Annotated in this window: 9 protein-coding genes; 2 read left to right on the forward strand and 7 right to left on the reverse strand. The window is 57.5% G+C overall.

What is annotated here, in order from left to right:
• Positions 1-119: 119 nt before the first annotated feature.
• Positions 120-1,106 carry a sugar ABC transporter substrate-binding protein gene (locus AC1RO0_RS15585; RefSeq protein ID WP_498593794.1) on the reverse strand — a complete coding sequence of 329 codons (987 nt, stop codon included), beginning with the start codon at positions 1,104-1,106 and terminating at the stop codon, positions 120-122.
• 339 nt (positions 1,107-1,445) lie between these two features.
• Between AC1RO0_RS15585 and AC1RO0_RS15590 the strand changes: the two genes are divergently transcribed.
• Complete coding sequence (locus tag AC1RO0_RS15590) at positions 1,446-2,456, forward strand: LacI family DNA-binding transcriptional regulator (protein WP_498593795.1); 1,011 nt, start codon at positions 1,446-1,448, stop codon at positions 2,454-2,456.
• Positions 2,457-2,474: 18 nt separating this feature from the next.
• Here AC1RO0_RS15590 and AC1RO0_RS15595 read toward each other — a convergent pair whose 3' ends face one another.
• From AC1RO0_RS15595 to bcsN, 6 genes are all read right to left on the reverse strand, one after another.
• Complete coding sequence (locus AC1RO0_RS15595; RefSeq protein WP_498593796.1) at positions 2,475-4,211, reverse strand: sensor domain-containing diguanylate cyclase; 1,737 nt, start codon at positions 4,209-4,211, stop codon at positions 2,475-2,477.
• Positions 4,212-4,361: 150 nt separating this feature from the next.
• Positions 4,362-6,611 carry a cellulose synthase gene (locus AC1RO0_RS15600; protein WP_498593797.1) on the reverse strand — a complete coding sequence of 750 codons (2,250 nt, stop codon included), beginning with the start codon at positions 6,609-6,611 and terminating at the stop codon, positions 4,362-4,364.
• Between the two features lie 50 nt (positions 6,612-6,661).
• Positions 6,662-7,711: a family 8 glycosyl hydrolase gene (locus AC1RO0_RS15605; protein ID WP_498593798.1), complete on the reverse strand. Its 1,050-nt coding sequence runs from the start codon at positions 7,709-7,711 to the stop codon at positions 6,662-6,664.
• The gene (locus AC1RO0_RS15610) at positions 7,708-10,041 is read right to left on the reverse strand and encodes a cellulose biosynthesis cyclic di-GMP-binding regulatory protein BcsB (protein WP_498593799.1); all 2,334 of its coding nucleotides are present in this window, start codon (positions 10,039-10,041) and stop codon (positions 7,708-7,710) included. Before AC1RO0_RS15610 ends, AC1RO0_RS15605 begins: the two co-directional genes overlap by 4 nt.
• Entirely contained in the window at positions 10,038-12,230 is a 2,193-nt protein-coding gene (gene bcsA / locus AC1RO0_RS15615) for a UDP-forming cellulose synthase catalytic subunit (RefSeq protein ID WP_498593800.1), read from the reverse strand. Before bcsA ends, AC1RO0_RS15610 begins: the two co-directional genes overlap by 4 nt.
• A gap of 59 nt (positions 12,231-12,289) precedes the next feature.
• Complete coding sequence (gene bcsN / locus AC1RO0_RS15620; RefSeq protein WP_498593801.1) at positions 12,290-13,279, reverse strand: cellulose biosynthesis protein BcsN; 990 nt, start codon at positions 13,277-13,279, stop codon at positions 12,290-12,292.
• A gap of 792 nt (positions 13,280-14,071) precedes the next feature.
• On the opposite strand from bcsN, the gene AC1RO0_RS15625 reads away from it, so the two are divergent.
• Positions 14,072-15,034: a helix-turn-helix transcriptional regulator gene (locus AC1RO0_RS15625; RefSeq protein ID WP_498593802.1), complete on the forward strand. Its 963-nt coding sequence runs from the start codon at positions 14,072-14,074 to the stop codon at positions 15,032-15,034.
• Positions 15,035-15,295 lie beyond the last annotated feature (261 nt).

A 15,295-nucleotide genomic window follows, 5' to 3' on the forward strand; every position in this document is an offset into this window, starting at 1 on the left:
AGCAGGGGATGGCTTGGATGAGCTTCCCGCTGAGCGACCGATGCGAAAACCGGCTGGGAAGCGGATAGCGCCGGTCATGAACCGGCGCTTTCTTTGGCCCTTGCAGCCGGTAATCTCGACTACTTGAGGTCCTTGGCGGTGATGAGCGTAACGTCCGTCTTGACCCAGCCGGTGAACTTTTCGCCGGCAAGTTCGCGAAGGCCGTACTTGATGCCCATGGCCGCCATTTCCGCGCCATACTGTTCGACGGTGGCAAGCATCTTGCCGTCCTTGATCAACGGTTTGACGGATGGAATATTATCGAATCCGACGACCTTGATCTTGCCGCTCTGGCCGGACGCATCGAGAGCCTTGACGACGCCGAGAGCCATGGAGTCGTTTGCAGCCATGACGCCCTGAATATCCTTATATTTGGTCAGGAAATTCGTCATGACGGTATTGGCTTCTTCCGTTTCCCAATGCGCGGTCTTGCTGTCGAGAAGCTCGAGCTTGCCGCTCTTGATGGAGTCCATGAAGCCTACCTTGCGTTCCTTGGCGTTGTCGGCCTCAGGATTGCCTTCCAGGATCACGACCTTCGCGCCCGGCCCCAGATCCTTGGCAAGAGCATCGCCCGAAAGCTTGGCGCCCTCGGTGTTGTCGGGTCCGAAGAAAGCAAGGTTGATACCGGCCGCCTTCTTGGCATCAGCATCGAGCGGCACGTCGATATTGATGACCTTGACGCCGGCTTTTACCGCCTTTGCAAGCGGCGTGGCCATGGCCTTTGAATCAGCAGGCGCGACGACGATGATGTCGTATTTCTGCGTCACGAAGTTTTCGACGGCATCGACCTGCGAAGCGAAGTCACGCTCGTCCTTCATGCCGACGGCCTTGAAGTCGAACTTGTCTTTGTTCTCCGCCGCATATTTGTCGGCGCCTGCCTTCATCTGCTTGAAGAACTCGTTGGACAGGGACTTCATGATCAAGCCGACTTTGGGCTTGTTGGCCGCGAAAGCGGGCGAAGCGCCACAGGACAGTGCAAGCATCAACGTGCCCGCAAGCCCAAGCTTCAGCGCCGCGCGTCGCGGCACATTGGTCAAGACAGAATTACGCTCTTTGGAATTCGACATTTCTTATCCTCCCGATAAACGGCTCAACGCTCAGCTCCACCTGAGTTGTCGACGACAATGAACCGTTTCCACAGTCATTGGGTATCAATGGCTCGAAAAATTGTCAAGTCGACGTTTAAATGTCTAATATTAGTCAGATTTGCTGCTTTGCAATATGATCGTTTCTGCTTGTAATGAACCGTTTCCATTGCAAGTTTCATTGCTTTCACGCTATAGAACATCAGCAATCACATTTGAGTGCGCCCCTTTGACTAAGGCGGTAGAGACAGCTAGCTGAAATCTGGATCAGTGCCTTTGGTTTGTCGTTGAAGGCGAAATGAGAGGACATCAATTTTTGCCATGCCAAAGGTCGGAATTCGGGATGTTGCCAAGCTCGCAGGTGTTTCCACCGGGACTGTCTCAAGGGTTTTGAATGATCATCCTTCGGTCACGAAGGAACTGAGGGAGCGGGTCCGAGGGATCATAAAGGAACTCGGCTATACGCCCGATCCGTCCGCAAGAAGCATGCGAAGCAAGGTCAGCCGTCTCATCGGCATCATCATTCCGGACCTGACCAATCCTTTCTTTGCGGAATTCGTCCAGTCCGCCGAACAGGCGGCGGCAAATCACGGTTACAATATCATCGTTATGACTTCCTTTGATCAGGCGGCAAAGGAAGTGAACCGGATTGGGCAGCTGACCAGCCGAAAGGTGGATGGCATTATTCTCGTTCCCAGCAACGATTTTCATACGATAACGCCGCCAAAGGCAGTGCCGATCGTCGTTGTCGACCGTCTCATGCCGGGATATTCCGGGATCGCCGCCGACCACCGCAATGGTGCCAGGCTTGGCGTCGAGTATCTTTTGAAGCTGGGGCATCGCCGCATCGGCTTCATCTCCGGTCCCCAGCAGTCGGTTCCCGCCAATGATCGCCTGAGGGGCTATCTGGATGCGATGGAGCATGTTGAAGGCAGCCCGAAAATCACAAACGCGCCCCTGATTGCCGAGGCGGCTTTCGACTATGAGAGTGGCCGATCTGCGGGAAACTATCTTCTGGCGCGTGCCCGCAATGAGCGTCCGACAGCCATATTTACGAGTTCGGATCAGCAAGCGATCGGCTGCATGAGGGCAGCGCATGACCTCGGTATCCCGATACCCGCGGCCCTTTCCATCGTAGGCTTTGACGGTATTCCGCTTGCAAGTATGACGACGCCGCGCCTGACAACGGTGAAGCAGCCGATTCAAAAGATCGCCGCGGCGGCGGTGGCGGCTTTGTTGGATAAGCAACCGGCACCTAGCGCCGATAGCCCGGTCCTGTTCGCTTGCGAGCTTTCGGAAGGCGAAACAACCTCCGCCCCTCAACCCGACTAGTAGGTTTTGCCGCGCCGATCAGATAGTCGTTCCAGACGGCGTGCTGCAGGCCACCTTGTTGCGACCATTTTCTTTGGCGCGATAAAGTGCACGGTCGGCATTGTGCAGAAGCGTTGCAGGGTCGGTAACCGCCCCTTCCGTCAATGCCGCGGCGCCGACGCTGATGGTGGCTACCTGGTTCGGGCTAACCCTGTGCTCGATTGCAAGCTCGAGCACAGCCTGCCGAATCTGTTCGGCGATCGCCGCGGCTGCCGGCTCGTCGGTATCTGGCAGCAGTGCTGCGAATTCCTCTCCGCCATAACGTGCGGCAACATCGCCAGGCCTGCTGACTATTTTTTGGATTGCCGCGCCGATCCTCTTCAGGCATTCGTCGCCGGCCGGATGGCCATAGCAATCATTGAAAGCCTTGAACCAATCGACGTCGATCATAAGCAGTCCGAGGCTCGTTTTGTCCTGGCGAGCCCGACCAGCTTCGCGCAAGAGGGCGTTGTCGAAAAATCGTCGGTTGGCCAAGCCGGTCAACCCATCCTGCTCAGCAAGCGCTTGCAGACGCCGATTGGCGTCCTGCAACTCGTCCTCGATAGCCTTTCGCGCCGAAACGTCTCTCAGCGTTCCGATGATTCCCGTCGGTTTTCCTGTCTGCGGATCCTTCAGCGTCTTTAGCTGTGCCTCGACCCAAATCCAGTGTCCGTCGCGGTGGCGAAAACGATTGATGACCGACCGGCGCTCCACGCTGCCGTTCAGCAATGCTTGAAAAGCAAGAATTATTTGCGAGCGCTCGTCCGGATGGGCCAAGTTCATGGGCTTGTTCCCTATCAACTCCTCCGGCTCGTAACCCAAAATTTCGCGACAAGCTGGCGAAACATAGCGGCGCACCAAATCGCGATCGAGTTGAAACACCATGTCGGAGCCGTGATCCGCCAATAGACGATAGCGTGCCTCGCTCTCCTTGAGACGCTGCTCCGCCGCCACGCGGTCATCAATATCGCGAGCGACCGAATGAATAGCCACGACGCGTCCGTCGGCGTCGGTAAGCGCCCTGTTCCTCCAAGCCATCCAGCGGGGTTGGCCGTTTGGCAGAATGACCTGGTTTTCGTCTTCTACGCTATGATCGACGCTGCATACGTGCCGAAGATGTGCGGCCACTGCGGCGCGACTGTCTTCCGGCACGAAATCGAAGAGACTTCTGCCGATCATTTCATCCGGCTGCAGACCGTAGTGACGCGCGTAGGCATGATTGACGAATCGTAGCACGCCCTCAGGGCTGGCAAGGGAGATCAGCTCTGATTGGTCTTCCACCAGGCCTCTATAGCGCGTCTCGCTGGCAGCCAATTGCCGTTCGACGGTCTTGAGCGCGGTCACATCCGTGACGACAGCCAGAGAGACACCGCCGATTTCGGGGGAGCTATCGTCCAGCACGGCTGACAACAGGACGTCGATGATCCGTCCGTTCTTGCACACCATCTGATATTCCGCATCATCGATGCGGCCGGTTGCGAAGAACGCCGGCAAGACTTCGTTGATCGCGTGGGCGCGGGATTCGGGCGTCAGAAAATCCGAAGACGGCCTGCCAATCACCTCTTCGTGCGTATAGCCAAGTTTGGCGAGCCAAGCGTCACTGACCGAGATCAGCCGACCTTCTTTGTTGATCGAATGGAGCATGGCGGGGGTGACTTTGGTGCGATGTTCGAGTTCCGCCCATAGTCTAATGACATTACTGTCGGTTTCTACGTGTTTTGGCGAGGCGTGGGTCACTCGGGAAACCTACCTTAAAGCACGTCATCGTACTTGCGATTCGTTATGATACGGTTGCCATATTCTGACATCGTGGCAAGTCCATGAATGCTGCCCTATTGAAATCTCATCGCGGGACGTCCTGCCGCCGTCGATCGCAGCTAGCCCCGATCATTCGCCATGATCTGGATGAAGAGCAAGTCGTAAATCGGTAAGACCGCGATTCCCGTCCTTGCTGCCGGTCGCGGCCACTGCGGTGAATATACGCTCGGCATCGTCATACATCTTGAGGTTGAGATAACAATAACCGCGAAGCACCATCAGATCCAACCGCTCCTGCTGGAGTTGCGCGCGTTGATCAAGATAGATCAGGGTCTCCTGATAGCGCTTGGCGCTGAATGCCGAGAGCGCGCGGTTGGCCAGGATCGCAACTTGCAACTCGGCGGCGCGCTGATGGCTGAGGGGCGCCTTGGTCGCGGCGACGGCTGCATTGTTGGTGAGCCCCGCACGCAGATAGGCAAGACTTTGCCCGTAAGCGGCATCCTCCCGCATCTTGCCGGCCGGAGCGTTCATCGCCGTTTCGAAGGCGGAAATCGCTTCCATGGGACGGTTGAGATCCATCAGGCACCAACCGCGCGACAAAGCATCCCCCGGAGCAAGAAGCTGCGCGTTGATCGTCGCGGAGCAGCCTCGGGGTTGGCGAGCGCTGCGCCGTACCGGCGAAGCTTGCCGCTCGGATTGACCATATCCGGTCGGCGGAGAAGAGCCTCGGTCCGTAGCCACATTGGTCTCGGATTTAGCGGGCGGTGCGGCAAGGGCCGGTGTCGACGCCGCAGCTGTTTGCGGCACTGCTTGGTTTGGCAAAGGCAGCGGCGTGGAGCCGACAGGAACTTGCGGCTTGACCTCGTTGAGCCTGGCAATGCGCTCGGACCGTCCCGCCCAAAGTCTTTGGACCTCCGCCACACCTTGCCGGTCGTTCAGCTGATTGCGGGTAACGGCGAGCCCATAGGCCGATGGTTCGTCATCGGGCTTCCAGTTGAGCGCGGTCTCGAACCAGCGTAGCGCGGTTTGCGGCTGGTTCAGCGAGCGTGCAAACCAGCCGAATTGTTGGGCTGTCGGCACGTATTTCTGCGCGATGACTTCGGTGGCGATACGGCCAAGCACATTTTCGCCAAGAGCGGCCGGCGGCTGCAACGCCATCAGATTGGCTGTCGCCGCGAGGTAGGTCGCTGTCGCGTCCTTGGAGACACCGCGCCACTTATACATGACGTCTTCCGCCTCCTGGGGGTTGCCGTCGGCAATCAGGACCAGCGCAAAGCCTTGCGATGCTGTTGCCGAATCTCCCTTGTCATGGGCGATCCGGAACCATTTTTCTGCGTCGCCATAGTTCTGGCGGCGCAGATAGTACCAGCCGAGAAGAACGGCGTCGGAAGCAAGGCCCTGGCTTTGGGCCACGCGCTCGACCTCCGCCAGATAAGTCGGCGCGACGTCCAATTTCGGATCATCGTTGCCCTCGGCGACAAACCGGCGCGCAAGGTCTGTGCGAATGCTGTCGAATTCACGCCCGCTATTGCCGTCCGGCTTTTCGAGCGCCAGGATATCCTGCATGGGCTGGTAAGGCAGCAGGGCTGCGGCCTTCTGCGTCGTCGCAAGCCTCTCTTGAGGGTTGGCACAGTTCTTCAAAATATAGGCGTAGGTGTCCTGGCCGCGGTTGGCCCGATCTGTTCGGATAAAGGCTTCCGCGACGCGCCATAAAATATCGATGTCGCTGCAGGTGAGTAGGCTTGGCGTGCTGGCGCCAAGCTCGACGACGGTCGCATATTGCTTGAGATCGGAGGCATTGATCAGGCGTGTGCGGGCTTCGGCGACCTCAAGGCGTTCCAGCAGATCCGAGGGCGGCTGCCACGCGGATTCCGCCGCTTGCCGATCCGTGATCGCCTTGTGCAGCTCGGCATAACGGCCTTCGGAATAAAGCTGCCACATGGCTTCAAGCTGCTTGTCGCTATTTCGTGGTATAGCCAATGGATCGGTGGGCGGCACCCAGTTCGGATAAAGCGCCTGAAGTCGGGATATCTCGGCTTGAAGCCGCGCCTTGTCGCCGCGGCTGGCGAAATAGCGCAGCGCACTTTCATCGACCTTCGGTTCCGCGGCGGGGTGCGGCGCGCCGGACTGGGGAGCTGCCTGGGCGACAGCGGCTGGCGTATCGGTGGTGGTTTGGATCGCCGACGGTGCGTTGGGCAGGACCGCGGAAGGAGCGCTCGCCTGGATGCGATCGGCAATAGTTCCCATGTCGGCGGCTGACGCATCGAACGCCATATCGGTTTGCTTGATGCGTGAGGTTGGTCCCGACGGCATGTCGGAATGATGCACCGCTGATACTCGGAGCTTGTCCTCGATCGTCCCACGGTCTCTCACTGTCATGACAACTGCTGTTGCCGCGACTGCCAAGGAAACCGTAATCAGAGAGGACTTTATAAACACTCCGGATGCTTCTCCTCGATGAAAGCCAGGCCCAGCAATTGTAGGGTCGACGGGTAATAAAGGGACGGTGCAAACTGGCGAACCGACGCGGGTAATTTCGTCCCACTCGTCACACACGCCACAACATCGTTAACAATTCGATAACCGGGCTCCGTCAGCGGCTGCTTCGATCTGCCCGTCGTAAGGTCGATCGTGGCCGGGGCATCGCCGTCGCCGGTCATGCCCGCTTGCAATCGCATCAGGAGCGCCTTGTCGGTTATGCCCGCTCTGGCCAGATAAAGCGGGATGCGAATGGCATTGTAGCCGAATTCGGCGTCAAAACCTTCCGCCGGACTTGGTTTGGCATGCAGGCTCACCCAGTCCGCCGGCAGCTTTCGCGGTCCGAACTGCATTGATCGCAGTAGCGAGAGGCCGTCGTCCTTCAGTTTTTGCCAGTTGTCGGAAGGTGCCAGGACCGCCATGACAGGGAGCGCCTCGTAAACCCAGTATGATGGGTTGATCACCGGGCCGTCGTCACGATCGTTGGTTCCAAAGCCTTCGGCGCCGGGAAGGAGAAGAGTCCGACCGCCGACATGGACGACGACATGGGAAAGCAGCGCCTGCGCCATATGCGACGCCTCGCTCAGATAATCCTTTTTGCTCCAGGCCGATCCCGCCAGCGCCAATGCATAGGCGATCAGTATATCGCCATCGGAGGCATTGTTGGTGTCCGCGACGTGAGGTGTCGTCGCAGGGTCCCATTTCCAAGCCGCAAGACCATCGTCGCGCAGGAGCAGCTCCGTTCGCGTGAAATACCAGATCTGTTCGAAATCGGCCGGGCTGTTTGAAAGATAGGCAAGCAACAGGCCGTAGCCTTGCCCTTCGCTATGGCTGATGTTGCCATTCCCGTTGTCGACAATCCGGCCGCTTGCGTCGAGGAACTTTGCTTTGTAGGCCTCCCAGGCCTGCGGATCGATCGCGGCATGTTGCGCCGCGAGCGGCTGGCTCATCGCCAAGAAAACGATGCTGCTTAAAGCGGCAATGATGCGCCAGCGTTTCATCCGCGCCTGCCGATCTTTGCGAGAATGCCCGCCGTCGTTATGCCGATCAGCAATGAGGAGGCAATCAGCAGCAGCGCATAGGACAGGATATTGCTAGAAAGCCAGTTCGCGGCGATCAGACGATAGTTGGTAAACGACCAGGGTTGCGTCGTCACAAAGTCGAAACGGCTTACGGGCACGGTGTCGATCTTTCCGGTCTTGGCGGAATAAACGGTAACATGGCCGGCAATTTGCGACCATTCGCCCAGCGATGTGATGGCGTTGGCGCCTGCTCGCAGATCCTTTGCCGAGGGCGCTGCCACGATCGTCCATGTGGAGTTTGCCGTCGCGCCTTCTCCCTGGGCAATCATGAAGCTGTTGAGATTCGAAGGTGTGAAGATCTGCTCGGCCCCTGGAATGAACTGCAGCGAGCTCCAGGAGATGTCGAAATTGCGATGCATCCAGTCCTGGAACGACTGGAGCTGCAGCTGCAACAAGCCGCCTCCAATTCGCGAGCGCCATTCGTCGACCGTTGCAGCACTCTCCTGCTGGGCCACTTGTCCCGGTAGAGGAGGGCGCCAGGATGCCTGGCTCGCCGCCGCGATGTTCATTTGGGACAAAGTCGTTGTTGGTATCTGCGAGATGGGACCGATAAAGATCGCGTTGCGGTCTCCGGCGCTGCCCGGCGACGCGATAAGGTCAACCGCGATTGGATGTCCCGCGACGATTGCCATTTGGCCCAAAAGCGTTGCCGTCGCGGACAGGGTATCGGTATCGGTTCGGTCGATGAACAGTGCGGTGGGTGTGGTGCTGCGACCATAGGGATAGCCGGTGCCGGCCAGAGCCGCGAGATTGGGGCGCTGGGCGACCCTGGCGAAATCCGGCATTTGAAACGTACTTGTATCGAACAGCGCGAAACGCGCCGCTTTGTCGGCCGTTGTGCCTGGCGCGCAGACGTCGTCGTCATCGGTCAGCAGCATGGCTTCCAATGTTACCGTGTTGAGGCCAGGCTTGAAGTGACGCATCGTCACGCGAATGGGCAGCTTCCGGAAAATACCGCCACCGGGCGCGGTAATCGGCTTAGTCGTGGCAATGCTGCCGTTGACATAGACATCGATATGACTGCCGGGTCGCACATTCTTGGCATAGGCTGCATCGAGATAGATGGTCGCCTCTCCATAGGCGTTGGCATAGAAGTCCGCCGGGATTGCCACATTGAAGCTCGTATGGAAGCGACGACCTGAAAACTCGGTCGTCTCGATACCCAATTGCGAGAATGAAAGGTTTGTGTCCGAAAAGATCAACGGCGCATCCGGGGAAGACCATCGCTGGGTCACCAGCAAGTCGCGGCGGATACCTGGATCCCGGTCGGTCGGTGACACGACGATATCGATCGCGGCCGAAACCGACTGCCACGATGGCCCGCTGATGAGAAGGACTGTCGAACCGGTGCGTGGATCCCGCACGAAAGCTGCAAGGGCCGCATTTTGCGCGGCGGCCGGCGTTGGAAATAACGGTTGCAGTTCGGCAGGCGTGCCGACGACGACAGTCATCTTTCCGGGGCCGGGCGGCGGTAATGAATCCGTGCTGAAGGAAAAGGTCTCATTCGGCATTCCGCTGAGCACCGAAAGGCCCTGTGTCAGCCTGAGCAAGGGCTTTGTGGTGCCGGGTTGGGCCAGTGCCGGTACGACAAGGTTGAATTCCGTCTTGCCAGCGCCGTCGACACCGATGGCACGAATGGCGTCCGTGCCCGACAGCTTTTGCGCGCCCTCTTCGGCAAAGCTTAGATAGGTCCGGGCGGGATCGATATCGGACCAGAGTTCATAGGTCGATTGAATATTGCAGTCGGTGCGATGGCGCTGCGTCGCCTCGAACGACACCAGATTGGCTCCCGGTTGCAACAGGCCGCGTGGAACGTCGAAGCTGATCGCCGACGGATTGTCTGGCGACCCGATTTGCTGCTGGCCGATCGGGCGGTTGTTGAGAAAGATCGTCAGCTGTGACGCCTCGGGCGCGACAACCACGGAATTTTGATAGGAAAAGTTGAATCTCGCCGGCGCGGCGGCCTGTTCGGGGGTCAGGTAGATCGACCATGACTTTCGATCATATTCGCCTTCCAGCTTAAAGTTCGCGAAGGGTACGACATAGCGCTGGAAACCGCTGTTGGCGATTGTCGCTGTTGCTGTACTAGGCGCTGGTGTGTTTTGCGCCGGCGCCGGCAAGACTACCGGCGGCACGGTCGGCGCCGATGTCTGCGGTCGTTCTCGCGACATATCGAACGGCAGGGTCTGTGCGGAGGCGAGCGTGGCGGTACCGATCGTCAAAATGACAGCTGAAAGGATCGCTTTCATCTGTTACCTGCCTTTGCTCTTTGTTGCTCTGCCTCGCGCTCCGGACGCATGCCACGGAAGAAATAGAGCAGACCGCGGCTCGTCTGGTATAGCGACAATCCCAGGAACCAGATCGTCCCGCGGATAATGCCGGGATTGCGGCGACGGCTCTTCTGGAACTGCGTCCATTGATCGGAATTTGCAAATACCAGATCCGCGATCAAGCGATGATCTGACGCGCCCTTGGGTACATACTGACACCCGATCGTCGTGATCTCGCCGGACGGATGGATATTGCGCACGAGCACCGGCAACGTTTGTATCTCGCCACCGCCATAAGGTTGGAAACGGAGTGTCGCCTCCGTACCGACAACCAACGGATCGAGCTCCTTGTTGAACACGTTAAGCCGTGCACCATGGACTGAAACATCCTCAATCGAGGCGGTATGCCATTTGCCGTTGACGCCAAGTTCGCTGCGACGGTCGACCCTGATGCGACGGGAGGAAGATCGTTCGCCACGCTCCGACACGACGCCCAATGCGCAACCAGCTAGGATCAGGTTGATGAGGTTCCAGGCGCCGACGACAAGCGTCACGTCAGCCTTATAGGGCTCGGCATAGATGCGATATACCGTGATCACAAGCGCGATGACCTGCACGGCAAAAATAACGAAGAAAGGACGGCTGATCTCGGAAAGGCGGCTGACCGCAATCGATTCATCCTTGGCCGTGACCTTGAAGGTCGGTTTTCGCGGATTGAAAATGACGGAGATGACGGCAGGCAGCAAATGCACCATCTGCACATATTCATAGAGTTCCGAAATCCAGGGCCACCGGAACGAGCCGTAGAGATAGTTCTGCATCATCAGATTCACGAGCATGTAGGCAAGCGTGTAGGCGAGGAATTCGCTGCCGGACGCGGTGAAGATCTCCAGATCGAAGAACAGGTAGCAGAGAGGCGCAAACAGAAAGATGGCGCGTGGAAAGGGAAAAAGCCAGAACAGCGTCGAGGACATGTAGCAGAGGCGTTGCGGCAGGGTGAGCCCGCGCTTCAGCAGCGGGAAGCGGAAACGCAGGATTTGCATCATGCCTTGCGCCCAGCGACTGCGCTGGCCGATGAAGCTCGCGAATGTTGCAGGCTGCAAACCGGCAATGAGCGGCTTGTCGACATAGATGCTGTTCCAGCCGGCGCCATGCAGCGCAAGTGCGGTCTCGCAATCCTCCGTGATGCTGATGCCGCTGAAGCCGCTTTGGGACTCAAGGGCCTTGCGGCTTAATACCGCCGCTGAACCGCAAAAGAAGGCTGCATTCCATTTGTCCAGGCCGCGCTGAATGATGCCGTAAAACATCTCATTCTCGCTCGGCATGTTGTCGAAGGTTCGCAGATTGCGTTCAAGCGGATCCGGATTGATGAAGAAATGCGGCGTCTGGACGAGAAAGAGCTTCGGATCGTCTTCAAAATAGCCGACGGTTTCGAGCAGAAAATCGCGCGCCGGCGCGTGGTCGGCATCGAAGACGGCGATCAGGTCGCCGTTCGAATGCTGAAGGCCATTGTTGAGGTTTCCGGCCTTGGCATGTTCGTTGCGCTCGCGCGTCAGATATTTGACATCGAGCTCCTGGCAAAGCTGCTGGAGCTCGTTATGACGCGCAATTGCCGTCTGCGATTCCAGAACCTTGGTGGAGTTGCGTTTTTGCAATGTGCCGCCGTCGTCGAGCAGCCAGACTTTGAGCTTGTCGGCCGGATAATCCATCGCCTTGGCTGACGCCAATGTATTGGCCAGAAGGTTGATATCTTCATTGTAGGACGGGACGAAAACGTCGACGGAAGGAAACTGTTGCACCCTTGCTGCGCGGGGAGGGCGTGAAGGCAGGGGCGTTGCGACGATGAACAAGCTGAGCATCAGCATTGCCACGTTGTACATTTCCGCAAGATAAAGCAGCAAGCCGGGGATGAAGTTTTCGGGCTGGTTGACAGGCGGCAGGGTGCTGGTCGTGCGCCAGTAGACATAGCGCAACACGATCGAAGTGCCTAAGGCGAGTGCAACCAGCCGCCAGGTGCCCTGGCGTTTCAGGACCTTGATGACGGCCATGAAGGTGACGGCAACCACGCTGGCGATAAGTTGTGTTTGCAGGTTGACCGGTAATGTGATCAGCACGATGCCGCATAGGGAAACGGCAGCCCATATCAAGATGCTTCGTGCTGTCTGCATCGGTGTTCCTTCAAAAGGTATTCGCCAAACGCCATCCTGGCGCTCCAAATGACTAAAATCTATTTCATGCAGGCAGTGTTGGCCACTGCACCGATACAATCCGGGGAGGGTACGATAGTGCTATAGGTTTGTGTCGCTGCTGGCTGAGCTTGTCCTGTTGTCGTTGCCGGCATTGGAACCGCGTTCGTCTGAGCCTGGCCGTATTGTTCTCCCGGTAATGGCACCCGTGGCCCAATTGCCTGCGGAAGGGACGCGGCTGGTAGGGTTTGCGGCGAGGCGGTGACCTGGCGGCGCACGACCACGGTACGAACAGCAGGAGGGGCGGCTTCATAGCCGATCGGCGTCGCGTTGCTGCGATAGTCGCCCATATCCGGATAGACGGGATCGCCAGGGCGAGCGAGCACCGCGTCGGCCCCTCGCACCGCTCCATATGGATTCAGCGCTTCATTCCCGAAGCCACCGGCAATCGTATAGCCGTAGACTGTACTGAGAAGTTGGCGCTCGCTTGCACGGGCATCACACAGCCGGAGCCGGATCTGAACCATGCTGAAATTCTGCACTTGCGCTTGCGTGGAGCGTCCAGCACGAATTTGCTGCCAGGCGTAAAGGCAGGTATCTCCAGAGCGGCTTTGACCGGAAGCATAACCGAACGGACCGTAGGTATTCTGTACGAAGGTCGCGGAGCGAGCGAGCCTGACACCCGGTATTGCCGCCGACAGTTCGCGCGCTATCGCATTTTCGCTAACTGCTTTGTAAGGTGTGCTGCCCTGTCCGGGGTTGCCTCCGGATATGCCTAGGAATTGTATTTTCAGAAAATTCTGGCCGACCACCGACGATGACGTAGCAAGCGAAATCGTCTGCTCCACATCGTCCTTATGCCTGCGCTCGACTACAGTGACGATAGCGGGACCGCCTGGTGGCGGAAATGCCAGCGCCTTTTCGTTGGCAACTATTTCGGCGCCTGTCGATTGCCGCACGCCGCCCGTCGTTGTGCAACTGGTTCCCAGACCAGCTAACGACAGTAGCGCTATTGTTTTAAGCAGGTGCATCTTTGTAATCGCGGTCGTCGTCTATCGTCATATTGGTGGGAAAATTACGTGACGGCTTTGAACAGGACCTTCGTCCAGATTGAAATAAGCGCGATTATGGTTAACCATTGATTAACAGGTCAAAAATCCAAGAAATCGACGCATAAGATTGGCTCTGTTGCGAGGAATGATGGCGCACAGGAAACGGAGTCGCGCCTATGGAGCTGATGTCAGGCGGCGCATGTTTCTAGATTCGGTCCCGGATCCTCTGTGTTTCGATGCGTTTGAGCGCGACCCTCGCCACCCGGCGGGTATAGGGGAGGCAACGGCTGGGACCCGGTTAACGTTACGATGCCGGTCAGCGTGATCAAAACGCCATGGCCGACCGTGACATAAATGGGGGTGTGCGCGGGGCCATGGCGTGCCCGTCATCATGCCGGGCGAGATATAGAGAGGCAGGCTCAGGCGTTCCAATCAAGCAGCGTGGCGACACATCCCCAGGAGTTCACGACAGGGGATTCGATCCCTGCGCTCGACGGATAGCAACACGTTTTTTGGATACGAGCCGACTACCGGCGGCGTTGATCAAATGGCTGACTGCATCTAACGCTGTTCATGATCTTCATGGCCGGATCGAAAGAGGACATCGATTGCTTGTCGCTCAGGATGGCAGCGAACAGAGAATATTCTCATCATGGGGGCGTTGTATATGACATATCGTGGGCCGGGCTCAGCGCCCAACTCTCTTCATGACGGCCAACACACTGCAGCCTTCAGCCTGCCGCGAGGGGACCTGTGCTCGTGAACCGGATAATGAAGGTAAAGTTGGAAAATGCCCCTCTTACGTCAGGGGAACTTGCGCAGTGGCTATCCGCTGGAAGAGGAACTCACCACTACCGGCCGCTAAATAACGATTGTTACAGCCCGTTTTCGTTCGGCGTGCACGGGATCAGCGAATTCGTGGGCTGGAACGGTTCGAGCGCGGCCAGACGCAATTTTGAAGTGAATATTGAAGGCAATGCTTTCGTCTTCTTCGCAGAGCACGGATCCTACCACGAACTGACGATCGGAGGGACGCGACACGCAGCAGTTCCGGGAAGGGGGGTGCTGGCAACCGTCGATCGCTATTCTGTTATCGATATTGGGGCGGGGTCAGTTGGCGAAGGGTTCTACGTGCCGCGGGAAGCGGTGGTAAAAGCTCTTACCACTACTTTCGAAAGATCGGTTCCTTCCAGTTTTGAATTCACGCCTTTGCTGGATTTTTCGACTGGGGCTGCTGCTCAGCTTCTTAAGTTGATACGATTCTTCAGAGACGATATTTGCGCCAACGAATCCCTCACAGTGTCGCCGATCGCCTTGGCAAACTTCCAGGAGATGTTCTGCCTTTTGATGGTGGATAATCTGCGTCACACCCTTACGGGCTGTAGGTCCTTTTCAAACTCGATTGCTCCGCGACAGGTCAAAAGAGCACTGGAATTTGCCAGGGAGCATACTGCAATGCCGATCACGATTTCAGACATGGCGGCCGCGGCGGGGGTAAGCGTTCGTGCCTTGCAAGTCAATTTCCAGCGGTTTTTAAACACCACGCCAAGGGCGTATCTTCGGCAATTGCGGTTGGAGAACGCCCGTCATGACATTCTAACCGCCGATTCGACGCTATCGGTAACCGATATTGCCCGGCGCTGGGGTTTTGTGAATGTGGGTCGCTTTTCGCAAGCCTATTTTGCTGCTTTCGGCACAGCGCCGTCATCGGATTTGATGTCACGCCGAGGTTGAAAATAGCTCGTAGAAGTTGAATAAATATTCGGATCTGACGTAGTTCTACGACCACGATTGCCTGGCAATCCGGTTCAGGAATAAGTCGATATTCGTGCGACTATACAGCTCATTTATCGGATAGTGGATACAGTTCCTTTTCATCATCCGTTGCTTCTTGCTATCTCTGGATCGCCATGTTTCGGAATTTCCAGTTTTGATCCCGATGGCGGCAACGATGCCATCGGGACTATGCAACATTGCGATCAATTGTCTGCGTGA

Source organism: Rhizobium sp. GW821-FHT14E12, assembly GCF_058803745.1.

Bases quoted from the DNA above. Each gene is read 5' to 3' on its own strand.
- AC1RO0_RS15610 (WP_498593799.1), bottom strand. From the start codon at position 10,041: ATGAAAGCGATCCTTTCAGCTGTCATTTTGACGATCGGTACCGCCACG.
- bcsN (WP_498593801.1), bottom strand. From the start codon at position 13,279: ATGCACCTGCTTAAAACAATAGCGCTACTGTCGTTAGCTGGTCTGGGA.
- AC1RO0_RS15585 (WP_498593794.1), bottom strand. From the start codon at position 1,106: ATGTCGAATTCCAAAGAGCGTAATTCTGTCTTGACCAATGTGCCGCGA.
- AC1RO0_RS15590 (WP_498593795.1), top strand. From the start codon at position 1,446: ATGCCAAAGGTCGGAATTCGGGATGTTGCCAAGCTCGCAGGTGTTTCC.
- AC1RO0_RS15605 (WP_498593798.1), bottom strand. From the start codon at position 7,711: ATGAAACGCTGGCGCATCATTGCCGCTTTAAGCAGCATCGTTTTCTTG.
- AC1RO0_RS15600 (WP_498593797.1), bottom strand. From the start codon at position 6,611: ATGACAGTGAGAGACCGTGGGACGATCGAGGACAAGCTCCGAGTATCA.
- bcsA (WP_498593800.1), bottom strand. From the start codon at position 12,230: ATGCAGACAGCACGAAGCATCTTGATATGGGCTGCCGTTTCCCTATGC.
- AC1RO0_RS15625 (WP_498593802.1), top strand. From the start codon at position 14,072: ATGAAGGTAAAGTTGGAAAATGCCCCTCTTACGTCAGGGGAACTTGCG.